Annotated in this window: 14 protein-coding genes and 2 tRNA genes; 11 read left to right on the plus strand and 5 right to left on the minus strand. The window is 60.5% G+C overall.

From position 1 onward, the window contains the following. The first annotated feature begins 50 nt into the window (after positions 1 to 50). From E3E11_RS04620 to E3E11_RS04635, 4 genes are all read left to right on the plus strand, one after another. Positions 51 to 1,712 carry a PqiB family protein gene (locus E3E11_RS04620; protein ID WP_141452144.1) on the plus strand — a complete coding sequence of 554 codons (1,662 nt, stop codon included), beginning with the start codon at positions 51 to 53 and terminating at the stop codon, positions 1,710 to 1,712. A gap of 70 nt (positions 1,713 to 1,782) precedes the next feature. After that, entirely contained in the window at positions 1,783 to 2,541 is a 759-nt protein-coding gene (locus E3E11_RS04625) for a PqiC family protein (protein ID WP_168189199.1), read from the plus strand. A 75-nt stretch (positions 2,542 to 2,616) separates the two neighbouring features. Further along, positions 2,617 to 3,465 carry a formate dehydrogenase accessory sulfurtransferase FdhD gene (fdhD, locus tag E3E11_RS04630; protein ID WP_231118824.1) on the plus strand — a complete coding sequence of 283 codons (849 nt, stop codon included), beginning with the start codon at positions 2,617 to 2,619 and terminating at the stop codon, positions 3,463 to 3,465. Positions 3,466 to 3,515: 50 nt separating this feature from the next. Further along, positions 3,516 to 3,974 carry a nitrate reductase associated protein gene (locus E3E11_RS04635; protein ID WP_141451376.1) on the plus strand — a complete coding sequence of 153 codons (459 nt, stop codon included), beginning with the start codon at positions 3,516 to 3,518 and terminating at the stop codon, positions 3,972 to 3,974. 97 nt (positions 3,975 to 4,071) lie between these two features. Here the strand turns inward: E3E11_RS04635 and nusG are convergent, their stop codons facing one another. From nusG to E3E11_RS04650, 3 genes are all read right to left on the minus strand, one after another. Continuing rightward, the gene (gene nusG, locus E3E11_RS04640; RefSeq protein ID WP_141451377.1) at positions 4,072 to 4,605 is read right to left on the minus strand and encodes a transcription termination/antitermination protein NusG; all 534 of its coding nucleotides are present in this window, start codon (positions 4,603 to 4,605) and stop codon (positions 4,072 to 4,074) included. 11 nt (positions 4,606 to 4,616) lie between these two features. Next, the gene (secE, locus tag E3E11_RS04645) at positions 4,617 to 4,838 is read right to left on the minus strand and encodes a preprotein translocase subunit SecE (protein WP_141451378.1); all 222 of its coding nucleotides are present in this window, start codon (positions 4,836 to 4,838) and stop codon (positions 4,617 to 4,619) included. 123 nt (positions 4,839 to 4,961) lie between these two features. After that, positions 4,962 to 5,038 (minus strand) — tRNA-Trp (locus E3E11_RS04650). 242 nt (positions 5,039 to 5,280) lie between these two features. Between E3E11_RS04650 and E3E11_RS04655 the strand changes: the two genes are divergently transcribed. Further along, a tRNA-Gly gene (locus E3E11_RS04655) sits at positions 5,281 to 5,354 on the plus strand. A gap of 174 nt (positions 5,355 to 5,528) precedes the next feature. On the opposite strand, the gene E3E11_RS04660 is transcribed toward E3E11_RS04655, so the two are convergent. Then, the gene (locus E3E11_RS04660; protein WP_141451379.1) at positions 5,529 to 6,386 is read right to left on the minus strand and encodes a cupin domain-containing protein; all 858 of its coding nucleotides are present in this window, start codon (positions 6,384 to 6,386) and stop codon (positions 5,529 to 5,531) included. Between the two features lie 425 nt (positions 6,387 to 6,811). On the opposite strand from E3E11_RS04660, the gene atpH reads away from it, so the two are divergent. The 5 genes from atpH to atpC are packed head-to-tail and all read left to right on the plus strand — an operon-like array spanning position 6,812 to position 11,841. Then, positions 6,812 to 7,396, plus strand: coding sequence for an ATP synthase F1 subunit delta (gene atpH, locus E3E11_RS04665; protein ID WP_141451380.1), 585 nt, complete (start codon positions 6,812 to 6,814; stop codon positions 7,394 to 7,396). Continuing rightward, positions 7,396 to 8,928, plus strand: coding sequence for a F0F1 ATP synthase subunit alpha (atpA, locus tag E3E11_RS04670; RefSeq protein ID WP_141451381.1), 1,533 nt, complete (start codon positions 7,396 to 7,398; stop codon positions 8,926 to 8,928). The genes atpH and atpA overlap by 1 nt, the downstream gene beginning before the upstream one ends. 25 nt (positions 8,929 to 8,953) lie before the next feature. Beyond that, positions 8,954 to 9,883: a F0F1 ATP synthase subunit gamma gene (locus tag E3E11_RS04675; protein WP_141451382.1), complete on the plus strand. Its 930-nt coding sequence runs from the start codon at positions 8,954 to 8,956 to the stop codon at positions 9,881 to 9,883. A gap of 23 nt (positions 9,884 to 9,906) precedes the next feature. Beyond that, positions 9,907 to 11,409 carry a F0F1 ATP synthase subunit beta gene (gene atpD / locus E3E11_RS04680; protein ID WP_141451383.1) on the plus strand — a complete coding sequence of 501 codons (1,503 nt, stop codon included), beginning with the start codon at positions 9,907 to 9,909 and terminating at the stop codon, positions 11,407 to 11,409. A gap of 3 nt (positions 11,410 to 11,412) precedes the next feature. Continuing rightward, the gene (gene atpC / locus E3E11_RS04685; protein WP_141451384.1) at positions 11,413 to 11,841 is read left to right on the plus strand and encodes an ATP synthase F1 subunit epsilon; all 429 of its coding nucleotides are present in this window, start codon (positions 11,413 to 11,415) and stop codon (positions 11,839 to 11,841) included. Positions 11,842 to 12,001: 160 nt separating this feature from the next. Here the strand turns inward: atpC and cysK are convergent, their stop codons facing one another. Beyond that, the gene (cysK, locus tag E3E11_RS04690; protein WP_269203633.1) at positions 12,002 to 13,000 is read right to left on the minus strand and encodes a cysteine synthase A; all 999 of its coding nucleotides are present in this window, start codon (positions 12,998 to 13,000) and stop codon (positions 12,002 to 12,004) included. Between the two features lie 261 nt (positions 13,001 to 13,261). On the opposite strand from cysK, the gene E3E11_RS04695 reads away from it, so the two are divergent. Then, a complete protein-coding gene (locus E3E11_RS04695; RefSeq protein WP_141451385.1) occupies positions 13,262 to 13,714 on the plus strand; it encodes an RrF2 family transcriptional regulator in 453 nt (150 codons plus the stop codon). Positions 13,715 to 13,730: the final 16 nt, after the last annotated feature.

The following is a 13,730-nucleotide window of genomic DNA, read 5'->3' on the forward strand; positions in this document are numbered from 1 at the left end:
CACAGGGGCAGGCCGGTTCCTCCGGTGACAGGGCCAGTGGGGGAAGAGGGATGAATGAGCACGCACAGCCTGGCCCTGGCAAAGCGCCTGAAGCGGTGATCCGTCCCACGCGCTTTTCCATCCTGTGGGTTATTCCGGTTCTCGCCATCCTGATCTCCGGCTGGCTTGCCTGGCAGCATTTTGCCAATACGGGGCCGCGCATCGTCATCGCTTTCGATACCGCTGACGGCATCGTGCCCGGCCAGACCGAGGTCAAGCTCAAAGCGGTTGATCTGGGGGTGGTCAAGGATGTCACGCTGAGCCCCAACATGTCGCATGTTCTCGTCACGGTGCAGATGAATGCCCGCAGTGCGCCTCTCATGACCACGCATGGGCGGTTCTGGGTGGTGCGGCCGCGCATCAACGGCGCCAGCATCACCGGGCTCGATACCCTGTTTACCGGGGCTTATATCGCCTTTGATCCCGGCCCGCCCGGCGGTGAGCGGACCGATCACTTCATCGGTCTGGAAAACCCGCCCGGAATCCGCTCCGACCAGCCTGGGGCGATCTACTGGCTGGTCAGCCCGGAGCTTGATTCGCTGGGTCCCGGCTCGCCGGTCTTTTACCGTGACCTGAATGTCGGTGAAGTGGTCGGCTACACCATGCCGCCGGGCGGAGTGGGGCCGATCCTGCTGCAGGTTTTCGTGCGCGCGCCTTACGACCATTACCTGCGTGCCGACAGCCGCTTCTGGAATGTCTCCGGCATTCAGGTCGGCTTCGGGCCGGGCGGATTGGCCGTGCGGCTGCAGTCACTGCAAGCACTGTTTTCAGGGGGCGTCGCCTTCGGCGAACCCACGCCGCTGTTCGGTGTCCCGTCCCCGCCGGCCAAGCCCAATACGGTTTTTCGTCTTTACGCTTCCCATACCGAGGCTGACAACACGGCTTACCGCCAGCGCCTGCGGGTGGCCACCTATGTTGATTCCTCGGTGGGCGGCCTGACCAAGGGCAGCCGCGTGACGATGTTCGGCCTGCAGGTAGGCGTGGTGACGGGTGTGCACATGGACCTTGGGCCTGACGGCCGCCAGCCGCCCCGCGTCCGGGTGGATATGGTGATCGAGCCGGGCCGGGTGCTGCAGGATGATACTGATTCTACTTCCAAGGATTACGCTCTTCTGGCGGATTTCGTCCATCACGGGCTGCATGCTTCCGTGCAGAATGTCAGCTTCCTGACCGGCGAATCCATGATTGCCCTGGCATTCACGCATAATGGCAAGCCCGGCCACATGACCTGGCAGGATGGTGTGGCCATCGTGCCGAGTGAACCGGGGGGCATGGATGGCGTTCTGCAGTCGGTGTCGTCCATTGCCAACAAGATTTCGGAGATGCCGCTCACCCAGATCGGCAATCATCTCAACGAGCTGCTTGAGCACAGTGACCAGCGTGTGAAGAGCCCGCAGGTCACCCAGGCGATTGCAGCCTTGCGCGGGTCTCTGGTGGCGCTCAACAGGTTGCTCGACAATGCGGATGACCATCTGCCCAAACTGATGAACGCTCTGGACAGTACCCTGGCCAGTGCGCGGGTTCTGCTGAACTCCTATGGCGGGGACAGTGATTTCCATCATGACCTGCAGGCGCTGGTTATCCAGCTGACCCAGCTGGCGCGGTCGATGCGCCTGACGGCAAATTACATCGACCATCATCCCTCAGCCCTGCTGGTAGGCCGTCATGATTGAGGGCGTGCCTGAGAGGGTGTGGCGTGTAGGGGCAGCGGCAGGTGAGGCATCAGGAAAGGAAAGAAGCGCCATGAGCGTGAAAGAGCTTGCCAGAACAGGCGGCATTGCGGGGAAGGGAAGCCGCTCGGGCCCGGGAAGAAGGGCAGGCCTGCTGGGTGCTCTGGCTCTGACTGCGGCCCTTGGCGGGTGCGGCAGTACGGAGCCGAGCTATTACGGGCTGGTCGTTGCGCCGGGGCAGCCGCAACCATCCCTGCTGGTCACCCTGCCGCAATACCGGGTGATCGAAGTGCGCATGCCCAGCCTGCCCATGCGCCTGGACCGCGACACGATTGTCATGGGCAGCAAGGATTTCAAGCTCAACCTGGCCCGGGGCACGAGCTGGAACGAGCCGCCTGCCAACCTGATCGGTGGCACGCTTGTTCAGGACCTGCAGCAACGTCTGCCAGGCAGTGTGGTCTATCTCCAGGACTCGGCCGTGACCACCCCGCCTCAATCTTATGTGGATCTGAGCATCAACCAGTTTGAATCCCTGCCCGACGGGCGGCCTGTCATCACAGGGATCCTCTCGATCCGCAAAGGGGGCATTCTGCCTCAGCCTGCCTGCAGCCAGCTGCTGAGATGGTCTTCTCCCCAGCCTGTCAGTACGGCGCAGGCGCTGGTGGCCGCACTCAGCCAGGGCATGGGTTATGTTGCCGACCAGGCGATTGTTGCCCTGCGCGGCCTGAACAGCTGCCCCAGCACGGGAAGCACCAAGCCGGTATCGGAGCTGCAGAAGGCGCTTACACAGGCCGTTCAGGTCACGACAGCCGCTTCAGAACCCGGCAACTGATTGCCGTTCATGGATGCGCCGGTAGCGAAGTCAGCGCCTCTTCCGCCTGATCCCTGCGGAAACTGCCCGGAGAGCGTGCCACCTGTTGCGGTGGAAGTAGGGTTTCTGCATGTGGGTCCCCAAGGGCAAGGCCGGCCTGAAAGGCGCTGCATTGCAACCGAAACCCCAGTGCAGATCGTCTTCAATGGCGTGCTGCCTTATGCGGTGATGATGGTCACACCGGCTGATCTGGAAGACTTCGCGCGTGGCTTCGTGCTGAGTGAGCGGCTGCTGGAAAGCCCTGAAGAGCTCAGCGCCTGCCGGATTGAGCGGGAAGGGGAAAACGTCATCCTGCAGCTGACAGTGGCGCAGGCTCCGTTCAGGCGTCTGCTCCTGCGCCGTGGCGAAGGCCGCAGCCTGAGCGGGCGGACGGGATGCGGCGTCTGTGGCCTGGAGACCACCGATCTGCTGGATGCCCCTCTGCCACCGGTGCCGGCGGGTGGCAGTTTCACTTTGGCGGCGATCCGGCGCGGGTTGAGAGATCTGCGTGCCAGCCAGGTGATGAATGCGGAGGTCAGGATGCTGCATGCCGCAGCCTGGACGGACCGGGAGGGGAAAATTCTTCTGGTGCGGGAAGATGTCGGGCGGCACAATGCACTCGACAAGCTCATCGGGGCGCTGCAACGGGCAGAACTCGATCCGGCGGAAGGGATATGCCTGCTGACCAGTCGCTGTTCTTTTGAAATGGCCCAGAAAGCCGTTCTGGCCGGTATGCGCTGTCTCGTGGCGGTTTCCGCGCCTACAGCCCGTGCTGTAACAGTGGCGCGACAGGCCGGGCTGACGCTCGTTGCCCAGGCGCGTGAGGAGGGGCAGAACATTTTCTGCGGCTCCGAACGGCTGAGTGACCTCCGACTGGCAGCTCCCCCGTCTCCGCAATGTGAGTGAAGCCGGCGGGCAGGGGCTTTGCCAAAACTTTATTATTGAAGGAGAAAGCCTTGATCTTTGATTTCGAGCGTGATTTCGCAGCCTCCCTGCGGTGCATTCCCATGATTGTCCGCCAGAAGCTCGATCTGGTGAAAATCAAGCTGACCTTGCGCCAGTGGAGCCGTTTCCCTGCTGAGGCCCGTGAAAAACTCGTCGCTCTACCCTGCACCACGCCTCAGGAGCAGCAGGCTTATTATGCGCAGGTGGCCAAAGACATCGATGCCTATTGTGACGATGCCCTGCGTCCGCTCGAAAACGTGGATTATGCTGCCTGGGAAAAACCTGATGCCTGCCCGCCGGATGTGTTGCGCCAGGCGCGTGAAGATGATGTCCCGCCTCCGACAGCCGCGCAATGGGCAGCCTTGCCGCCTCTCAAGCGTTTCGTTCTGGTCAAGCTGGCCAGCTCCAAACATGAAAACATGAATTTTGTGCCTGCCCTGAAGGAATTCGGGTTGCTGCCTTCAACCTGACGGGCTCTGTCCCAGGCTCAGCAGCAAAAAACCTCGCCCGCAAAAAGGGGCGAGGTTTTTTTAGGCACTCCAGCTGGAAAAGCCGGCCGGCTTTGGGTCAGAGCTTCTCGACCTGGGTGTAGTCGAGATCAACCGGGGTGGAACGGCCGAAAATGGACACGCTGACCTTCAGGCGCTGATGCTCGGCATCCACATCTTCCACGCTGCCATTGAAGGACGTGAAGGGTCCGTCAGAGACGCGGACCTGCTCGCCGATCTCGAAGGTGAGACTGGAACGTGGATTTTCCAGACCTTCCTGAGCCTGCTTGAGAATCCGGCGTGCTTCAGCTTCCGAAATGGGGGTGGGCTGATTGCTGCGCGACCCCAGGAAACCGGTGACCTTGGGGGTGTCTTTCACCAGATGCCAGGCCTGATCAGTCAGCTCCATCTTGACCAGCACGTAGCCGGGAAAGAACTTGCGTTCCGCATTTACCTTACGGCCGCGGCGCACTTCCGTCACTTCCTCGGAAGGAACCAGGATTTCCTCGAATTCGTCGCTCAGGCCCTTTTTATCCGCCTGCTCGCGGATGTGCTCGGCGATCTTCTTTTCGAAGCCTGAGTAGACATGCACAACATACCAGCGCTTTGCCATGGTCCGGGCTTTCAGCCTCCAATACCGAACAGGAAGCGGATGCCCAGGCCGATCGCCTGGTCCACAACCAGAAAGAAAAGACAAGTGATCGACACCATCACCAGAACGGCGACTGTCGTCATGATGGTGGCGCGGGGTGTCGGCCAGGTGATCCGTTTGAGCTCGGCGCGAACACCACGAAGATAGTTGAGAAGACTGAAGCCGGTACCGGCCTTCCGAGGCGCCGCTGGCATCTTAGGGGACTGACCTTTCGGATTGCTGACCGGCACTCTATTTCCTCGAATCTGCCAACTTTGAGAAACTTCAGAAAGCGCCCTGCAGATTCCTGGCGGGGAAGCCTGCATGAAGACGGAAACTGGCAGGGGCGGTAGGTCTCGAACCTACAACCTCCGGTTTTGGAGACCGGCGCTCTAGCCAATTGAGCTACGCCCCTGCAAAACGAGTCGCATGTCCCCTGCAGACAGCCGGGATGCGCCTCGACAGTTCTCGGAAAAAACAGCTTACCGCCCATGAAGTCAAGCCCGCATGCGTTCGGGCAGGCAGAAAGCGCGACATTTTCCTTCCTGCAAGCAACAGCGCAGACAACAGGTCCAACCCGTTCAGCGGGGTGGTGGGTAGCCGGGAAAAGACTTGCACGGGCGGGCGCCACAACTTATAGAGAAAGCTGGAACCAGGGCGGGCGTAGCATAGTGGTAATGCAGTAGCCTTCCAAGCTTCTGAGGAGGGTTCGATTCCCTTCGCCCGCTCCATGCTTTCCAAAGGGTTTCCAGCCGGTTGCTCATAATCAGCAAGTAAGCTGGCACCGCTTCTCACCTGAAAATTGAAATTGACCTGACGCGCTTTTCGTTCGTCCAGCCCTGCTGCGCGGGTTGTGGCAGTTCCCTGTCCGCTTTTTCAAAGAGAGCGAACAGGGAAAAAGAGGCTTATTTCTGCATGCAGGGATGAAGCGGCGGGGTGCTTTTGTTGGCAAGCTGCGTCACGAGGTAAGCGACGGCATTCTTGCCTTCATTGCTGGAGCGATGGCCGAATCTGCCTTGCGCATCAGGCTTGCTGCCGATGTCTTCACTGAGCAGGAGGTCGCCAGGGTTAAGCTCCACGCGCGTTCCGTCCATGGCGTCCACGGTATAGGTGCCGGCCAGCGGTACGATCCAGCGCACATGCTTGGCGGCAGTCCATTTATTCTGCCAACCGGGCGGCTGGACGATGGTGGTGATATTGGTGTCGGCACTGTGGGACATGCCGGTCCAGATCATGGCCGTAAGGGGTGGCTTGGCCGGTGTGCCGGAAGACGGCTTGCTGTCAGCTGCGACCTGCTGGCCGCTCCCTTTTCCTGCTCCCGCCTGGTGGGACGATTTCTGCGCTGACTGGTGCTGGGCCGGCTGGTGTTGTGCTGACTGGCCTGTGCCATCAGTGCCGGGTGTCGAAGAGGGCTGGGTTGAAACAGCTTCGACAGGCGCCTTGCCGGTTTCTGTTTTGGGCCTGGGCTTGGCTGAGATAGGGCGGGCGGCTGTGGCAGGTGGTGTCAGACTGCCGGTGAAGGGGCGGAAATTCGTCAGCAGGCAGCGGGTCAGGTGGCTTACGCCCTGGGCATCCGTCCAGTTGTCCCAATAGGTGAGTGTGGGGAAAGTCGGGCGATCGCTGATCGTCGTCGCTTCTGCGGGGGCTGCCGACAGGGCGGCGAAGCCCAGCCCGGCGAGAGCCATGACAGTGAAGGGCAGCGCGGTCAGGATCGGAAAGGCGGGCCGTATGAACCGGAGCGGGAAAGCGGCTTGACGAAGCATCTGAGGAGAACGTCCTGTGAAGTTTGAGATTGGTTAAGGCGCCGCCCACATCAGCGCCCCGGTACATAATTTGCAAGATGGGCCGGGGCGGTCGGAGCCGAAAAGAGGCAGCCTGTCGCTCCTGCCAGGCAGCCGGATACATGAACACCAGTAGACAGGATGGGTAGGGGGAGGCGGAATCTGCAACCCCTTCGGCTGCGCGGTTGACGCATGGCAGGGGGCCGGTGAACCGGTTGCCAGCGATCAAAAGCGCATGATAGGAAAACAATCCTGACGCTTGCCGGATCGGGCACGCATACCCTGTGGCCTTTTCCCTTGATGAGGCGGAAAAGGCGTGAAAGTGGGGGACGGGGCCGGTGCGGAAGGTTGGGGAACCGGCTTCCGCTGGCTCTCGGCATTAGAACTCATGCAGACGGAACCCGCCCGTGACATCGACACAGGAAAAGCAGATCAGGGCGCCGGGAGAGCTGGCGCAGCGCTATGGCCGGGCATTTTGTGCCTATCTCCAGTCCACCCATGGCGGTGCCCATGAGCGCAATCATGTTCTGAAAAGCGTGCGTGCGCTGCAGGAAGCGCTGGCGGCGGACCCGAAGCTCCGCACTTTTCTCGACAATCCCCGTCTTACCGGTCAGTCCCCTCAGAAAGTGGCGAGCATGCTGGCTGAGGGTCTGGGCCTGGGCAACGATCTGCGCCGTCTGATCGGCGTGGTGGCCCGTGAAGGGCGGCTGCCCATTCTGGGGGAGATCCTCGAGGCCATTCTACTTGAGGAGGCGCGCGACCGCGGCGAGGTGACGGTGGAAGTGCGCACTGCGCGCCGCCTGACCGATCACCAGCGCGATCAGCTGCGTCATCGCCTCAGAGAGGCGGGCCACCATCATATTTCCATGACCGAACACGTCGACCCCGCCCTGATCGGCGGCATGACCGTGCGTGTCGGCCCAGTTCTTTTTGATACTTCGATCGCTGGGCGTCTGACGCGCCTGCAACATGCCATGAAGGGAGCCGCGTGATGGATATTCGTCCCGCCGAGATTTCGGAGATTCTCAAGCAGCAGATCGCTTCTTTTGACCAGCCGGAGACTGTATCGGAAACAGGAACCGTCCTGTCTGTCGGTGACGGCATCGCCCGCGTTTACGGGCTGAGCAAGATCATGGCCGGCGAGCTGGTCAAGTTCGAGCGGACCGGTCGCACCGGCATGGCCCTGAACCTTGAAAACGACAGCGTCGGCGTCGTCGTTTTCGGCACCGGTGATGACATCAGTGAAGGCGATACCGTCCTGCGCACGGGCGAAATGGTGAAGGTGCCGGTCGGCAAGGGCCTTCTGGGGCGCGTGGTGGATGCGCTCGGCAATCCGATTGACGGGCGCGGTCCCCTTACCGATGTCGAATACCGCGATGCCGACGTCAAAGCCCCGGGTATCATGCCGCGTCAGTCCGTCGACCAGCCGATGCAGACCGGGATCAAGGCGATTGACGCCCTGGTGCCGGTGGGGCGGGGCCAGCGTGAACTGATCATCGGCGATCGCCAGACCGGCAAGACGACCTTGCTCATTGACACCATCATTGCGCAGAAAAAAGCCAATGCCCGCAATGACAAGGACAAGGTGTACTGCATCTATGTCGCGATCGGCCAGAAGCGCTCCACCGTTGCCAACCTGGTACGCACCCTGACCGAGCACGGGGCGATGGAATATTCCACCGTCGTGGCCGCGACGGCTTCCGATGCGGCGCCGCTCCAGTATCTGGCGCCGTACTCCGCCTCCTCCATGGGGGAGTATTTCCGTGACAACGGGATGAACTCCCTGCTGTGCTATGACGATCTGTCCAAGCAGGCCGTGGCGTATCGTCAGATGTCGCTTCTTCTGCGTCGCCCGCCGGGGCGTGAAGCCTATCCCGGTGACGTGTTCTACCTGCACTCCCGTCTTCTGGAACGTGCTGCCAAGATGTCCGATAAATTCGGCGGCGGCTCCATGACCGCGCTTCCGGTGATCGAGACGCAGGCAGGCGATATTTCCGCCTATATTCCCACCAACGTGATTTCCATCACCGATGGGCAGATCTTCCTTGAGACCGATCTGTTCTATAAAGGCATCCGCCCTGCTATCAATGTCGGCTTCTCCGTGTCGCGTGTGGGCTCGGCTGCGCAGACGAAGGCCATGAAGCAGGTTGCCGGCAAGATGAAGCTGGAACTGGCGCAGTATCGTGAAATGGCCTCCTTCGCCCAGTTCGCCTCTGATCTCGACCCGGCTACCCGCCGCCAGCTTGACCGCGGTGCGCGCCTGGTGGAACTGCTGAAGCAGCCTGCCAATTCCCCGCTTTCCGTGCCGGAGCAGGTGGTTATCCTGTTTGCGGGCACCCGCGGTTTTCTCGATCCGATCCCGCTTGATCAGGTGACGGCTTACGAAAGCGCGCTCGTTTCAGAGCTGCGTGCCGGCAATAATCCGATCGTTGAAGCGCTGGAGAAAACGCCGGCGCTGACGCCTGAGCTGGAGAAGCAGGTTTCCGACTTCCTGACAGAATTCGGCAAGCGCTTCCAGGCCTGAGGGGCCGTAACAGGGGATCTGAACAATGGGTTCGCTAAAAGAACTGCGCGGGAGGATTTCGGGCGTCAAATCGACGCGCAAGATCACGAACGCTATGAAGATGGTGGCGGCCTCCAAGCTGAGGCGCGCCCAGACCCAGGCGCTTGCAGCCCGTCCCTATGCAGAGACGATGCGTGGCATGATGACGGAACTGGCACAGGCGATGCAGGAAGATGATACTTCCTCGCTGCCCCGTCTGTTCGGCGGCACCGGCAAGGACGATACCCATCTCCTGGTGATCATGACGTCTGACCGTGGTCTGGTCGGCGGCTTCAACTCCAATCTTCTTCGCCTGGCGCGTGCGCGCATCAAGGAGCTGCAGGCTCAGGGAAAGACAGTGAAGATTCTGGCTGTTGGCCGCAAAGGCGCTGATTTCTTTGCGCGCGAGATGCCGGACGCGGTCGTTGACAGCTTCCACAGTGATGGCGGCAAGGACGGGGTCAGCTTCGACCAGGCCCGCAAGATCGCCCGGCGCATCATCGACATGGTGGAGAAGGGCGAGGTCGACAATGTTTCCCTGTTTGCCAGCCGCTTCATCAATGCCATGACCCAGCTGCCTGAAGAACACGGCCTTGTGCCCCTGCCGCGCACGGCTCCCGGTGCCGGCAATGACAATGAAGCCCAGGCGGACGGGCAGGCCAAAGCCGGTAAGGGCGATGGGGCGCGTTACGTTTTTGAACCTGATGAGACCGAGCTGCTGACCCAGCTGCTGCCGCGCAATGTGGAAGTGCAGATCTATTCCGCCCTTCTGGAAAGTGCAGCCGGTGAGCAGGGCGCGCGCATGACGGCCATGGACAACTCCAGCCGTAATGCCAGCAAATTCATCGATTCCCTGTCCCTGACCTATAACCGCACACGCCAGGCCAACATCACCAGAGAGCTGATTGAAATCATTTCCGGCGCAGAAGCCGTCTGAGATCACGCAGGAGAGGTAAGCTGATGTCCGAGACAATTGAAAAGACCGCTGAAAAGACCGCCGATTTCAAGCACGGCGGTGATCATGCTCTCACGCAGGGCAAGACCAGCAAGGGCAAAATCACCCAGGTGCGCGGCCCGGTGGTGGATGTGCAGTTCGAAGGAGAACTGCCCCATATCCTGAGCGCTCTGGAAGTCATGAACGGCAAGGAGAAGCTGGTTCTTGAAGTCGCCCAGGAAATTGGCGAGCGCCAGGTGCGCTGCATTGCCATGGATACGACAGACGGGCTGGTGCGTGGTCAGGAAGTGATCAATACAGGGCACGAGATCAAGGTGCCTGTCGGTCCGGCCACGCTGGGCCGCATCATGAACGTGGTCGGCAAGACGGTTGATGATCTCGGGCCCATCAAGACCGATGACTACATGCCGATCCACCGCCCCGCCCCGAGCTTCGAAGAGCAGGCGGCTACCAGTGAAATCCTGGTTACCGGCATCAAGGTCATCGATCTGCTCTGCCCCTATCTCAAAGGCGGTAAGACCGGCCTCTTCGGGGGTGCGGGCGTGGGAAAGACCGTCATCATCCAGGAGCTCATCAACAACATCGCCAAGGCGCATGGCGGCGTGTCAGTATTTGCCGGTGTGGGTGAGCGCACGCGTGAAGGGAACGATCTCTATCACGAAATGCAGGATGCAGGCGTCATCCAGATCAAGGACGGCAGTACTGAAGGCTCCAAGGTGGCGCTGGTCTACGGTCAGATGAACGAGCCGCCGGGTGCCCGTTTCCGCGTGGCGCTGACCGGACTGACGGTGGCGGAATATTTCCGTGACGTCAGCGGACAGGACGTTCTGTTCTTTGTGGATAATATCTTTCGTTTCACCCAGGCCGGTTCCGAAGTGTCCGCGCTGCTGGGACGTATTCCCTCTGCCGTGGGCTACCAGCCGACTCTGGCGACGGAGATGGGGGCGCTGCAGGAGCGTATTACCTCCACCAAGAAGGGCTCCATCACTTCGGTCCAGGCCGTGTACGTGCCGGCCGATGACCTGACTGACCCGGCACCTGCCGCGACCTTCGCCCATCTTGACGCTACGACCGTGCTGAACCGTTCCATTGCCGAGCTGGGCATCTATCCGGCCGTCGATCCGCTTGATTCGACCTCACGTTCCCTGTCGCCTTCCGTGGTGGGGGAAGAGCATTATCAGGTGGCGCGTCAGGTGCAGAGCATCCTGCAGACCTACAAGGATCTGCAGGACATCATCGCCATTCTCGGCATGGATGAGCTCTCGGAAGATGACAAGAAGATCGTTGCGCGCGCCCGTCGCATCCAGCGTTTCCTGTCGCAGCCTTTCCATGTGGCTGAAATTTTCACCGGCATGCCTGGCAAGTTCGTGCCGCTCAAGGACACGGTGCGTTCTTTCAAGGCGTTGGTTTCCGGCGAATATGACCACCTGCCGGAAAACGCTTTTTACATGGTCGGCTCCATTGATGAAGCCGTCGAGAAAGCCAAGAAGATGCAGGAAGAGGGCTGAGCTATGGCGACGCTTCACGCTGAAATCGTCAGCCCGGAAAAGCGCTGTGTCACGCGTGATGTCGACATGGTGGTCGTGCCGGGAACGGAAGGCGATATCGCGGCTATGCCCGGACGCTTTCCCATCATGCTCCAGCTTCGTGGCGGCGTCGTGTCTCTGTACGAAAACGGACAGGTCGTGCAGCGATGTTTTGTCGAAGGCGGCTTTGCCGATATGGGGGCTGACCACTGCACGATTCTGGCTGATTCCGTGCGGGAACTGTCAGATCTGTCAGGCGATGCGGCCCGCGAACGGCTCAACGAGCTGGAGCTGGCCTGGAGCCAGCTGGGTCCTGATGCGAGTCCCATCGAGCGTGATGATGTCACGCATAAGCTGCAGGTGGCGCGCGCAGAGATGGAAGCGGCAGAACAGGATTTCAGCAAATCAGTGTGAAAGCGCTGCGGTGAGAGGCCACATGAAAGCGTGGCCTCTGTCGCCTCCGGCAATCTTCAAGCCAGCCCTGAAAAGGACTGGCTTTTTGCTGTTTGAGACGTTGGGTTGAGGTGTTGGGAGAGGGTCGGAAAGAACGTTCCCCTCCCTCAGGGCGGCTTAATCAGATTCCGGCAAAAAGCGGTGTGGAAAGATAGCGTTCGGCAAAGGAGGGAATGATGACGACGATCGTCTTGCCTGCCCATTCCGGCTTTCTGGCCAGTTCCATGGCGGCGTAAAGCGCAGCACCACTGGAAATGCCGATGGGAATGCCTTCAGTCCGTGCGGCCAGGCGTGCAGTCTCCAATGCCTCGTGTTCGGAAACCGTCATCACGCCGTCCAGCGCCTTAAGGTCCAGCGTATCCGGCTTGAAGCCTGCGCCGATCCCCTGAATGCCGTGCGGGCCCGGCGCGTCTCCGTTCAGCACGGCGCTTTCACGGGGCTCGACCCCGAAAACCTTGATGGCAGGGTTGTGCTTCTTGAGCCCACGGGCAATCCCGGTCGCTGTACCGCCGGTGCCGATGCCCGCTACGACCGCGTCCACTTTGCCGTCCGTATCGGTCCATATTTCCTGGGCAGTGGTCGCTTCGTGAACGGTGGGGTTGGCCGCGTTGACGAACTGTCCGGGTGTCCAGGCATTCGGGGTTTCCGCAACAATCTCCTTGGCTTTCTCAATTGCCCCTGCCATGCCTTTGGCTTTGGGGGTCAGGACGATCTTGGCACCCATCAGCCCCATCATCTTGCGGCGTTCGATGGAAGCGCTTTCAGGCATGGTGACGATGACCGGATACCCCATGGCGGTCGCGGCGAAGGTCAGGCCGATGCCCGTATTGCCGGAAGTGGGCTCCACCAGTACGGTCTTGCCGGGCGTAATGAGGCCCCGTTCCTGGGCATCGCGCAGCATGGCGACAGCGATACGGTCCTTGACGGAAGCCAGGGGATTGAAGAATTCGAGCTTGAGGAGCAGTTTCGCGCCGAGCCCTTCTTTCTTCTCAAGATGGGGCACCGCAACGAGCGGCGTGCCGCCGACCGTTTCAAGAATGGAGTTGTAAGTGCGGCCGCGCGGCGCGGCGAATTTCTGTTTCATATCAGGTGTGGGATGGGAAGAAGTGGGTTCGGTCATGCAGGAAACTCCTTGAAAGGTTTCATGAAAACAGACTTTCAGGGAAGCGCGATTTGGCGTCCGGCGCAACGCCTGTCAGGGTCGTGACGCGGTAAGCCGGTCATAAGTCTGCACTCTGAAAAGCCGGGCAGAAACCTGAGTGAGGCTTACAGGTGACCAGTCGATTGCAAAGAGGCGGATAAAAGAAATTTTTACTCCTTTTATGGCGTAGAGAGGTTTAACTTGTTCAGAATGAGGCAATAAAGAGGCGTTCGCAGTAAGATGTTTCTGAAAAACGACCGAGTTCTCACGGCCATGTCGATCATGCTGGATGTCGCATTTCACGCAGGGCGTTCAGGGGTGGTCAGCGGCGCTGACATCGCCCGACGGAATGGTCTGTTACGCCGTGGGATCGAGCCGGTTTTTCAGCTTCTGTCACGCGCCCGTCTTCTGGAGAGCGTGCGTGGCCCTAAAGGGGGCTATCGCCTTGGCCGCTCTGCGCGTGTCATCACCCTGCGCGATATCGCCCAGACTGTCTGTGCCTCTGAAAGCGGCTTTCTGGACAGGAGCGGGGATAATCCGCTTTTCACTGATGTCCTCGCCCCGTTATGGGAGGAGATCAACGATAAGGTGAACAAGGAGCTGGCGCATCTGACGCTGGAAGACCTCGTCAAGCGCGCTTCCAGAGCGGGGCTGAAGCCCCTGCACCAGACCCCGATTACCTTCTCTATCTAGCGCCATCCTGGCCAGT

Origin of the sequence: Oecophyllibacter saccharovorans (assembly GCF_006542375.1) — a bacterium.
Taxonomy (GTDB): Bacteria; Pseudomonadota; Alphaproteobacteria; order Acetobacterales; family Acetobacteraceae; genus Oecophyllibacter; species Oecophyllibacter saccharovorans.

Coding starts and splice junctions, on each gene's coding strand:
- E3E11_RS04625 (WP_168189199.1), top strand. CDS start 1,783: ATGAGCGTGAAAGAGCTTGCCAGAACAGGCGGCATTGCGGGGAAGGGA.
- E3E11_RS04620 (WP_141452144.1), top strand. CDS start 51: ATGAATGAGCACGCACAGCCTGGCCCTGGCAAAGCGCCTGAAGCGGTG.
- atpC (WP_141451384.1), top strand. CDS start 11,413: ATGGCGACGCTTCACGCTGAAATCGTCAGCCCGGAAAAGCGCTGTGTC.
- secE (WP_141451378.1), bottom strand. CDS start 4,838: ATGCCAGCGGCGCCTCGGAAGGCCGGTACCGGCTTCAGTCTTCTCAAC.
- atpA (WP_141451381.1), top strand. CDS start 7,396: ATGGATATTCGTCCCGCCGAGATTTCGGAGATTCTCAAGCAGCAGATC.
- cysK (WP_269203633.1), bottom strand. CDS start 13,000: ATGACCGAACCCACTTCTTCCCATCCCACACCTGATATGAAACAGAAA.
- nusG (WP_141451377.1), bottom strand. CDS start 4,605: ATGGCAAAGCGCTGGTATGTTGTGCATGTCTACTCAGGCTTCGAAAAG.
- E3E11_RS04675 (WP_141451382.1), top strand. CDS start 8,954: ATGGGTTCGCTAAAAGAACTGCGCGGGAGGATTTCGGGCGTCAAATCG.
- atpD (WP_141451383.1), top strand. CDS start 9,907: ATGTCCGAGACAATTGAAAAGACCGCTGAAAAGACCGCCGATTTCAAG.
- E3E11_RS04695 (WP_141451385.1), top strand. CDS start 13,262: ATGTTTCTGAAAAACGACCGAGTTCTCACGGCCATGTCGATCATGCTG.
- E3E11_RS04660 (WP_141451379.1), bottom strand. CDS start 6,386: ATGCTTCGTCAAGCCGCTTTCCCGCTCCGGTTCATACGGCCCGCCTTT.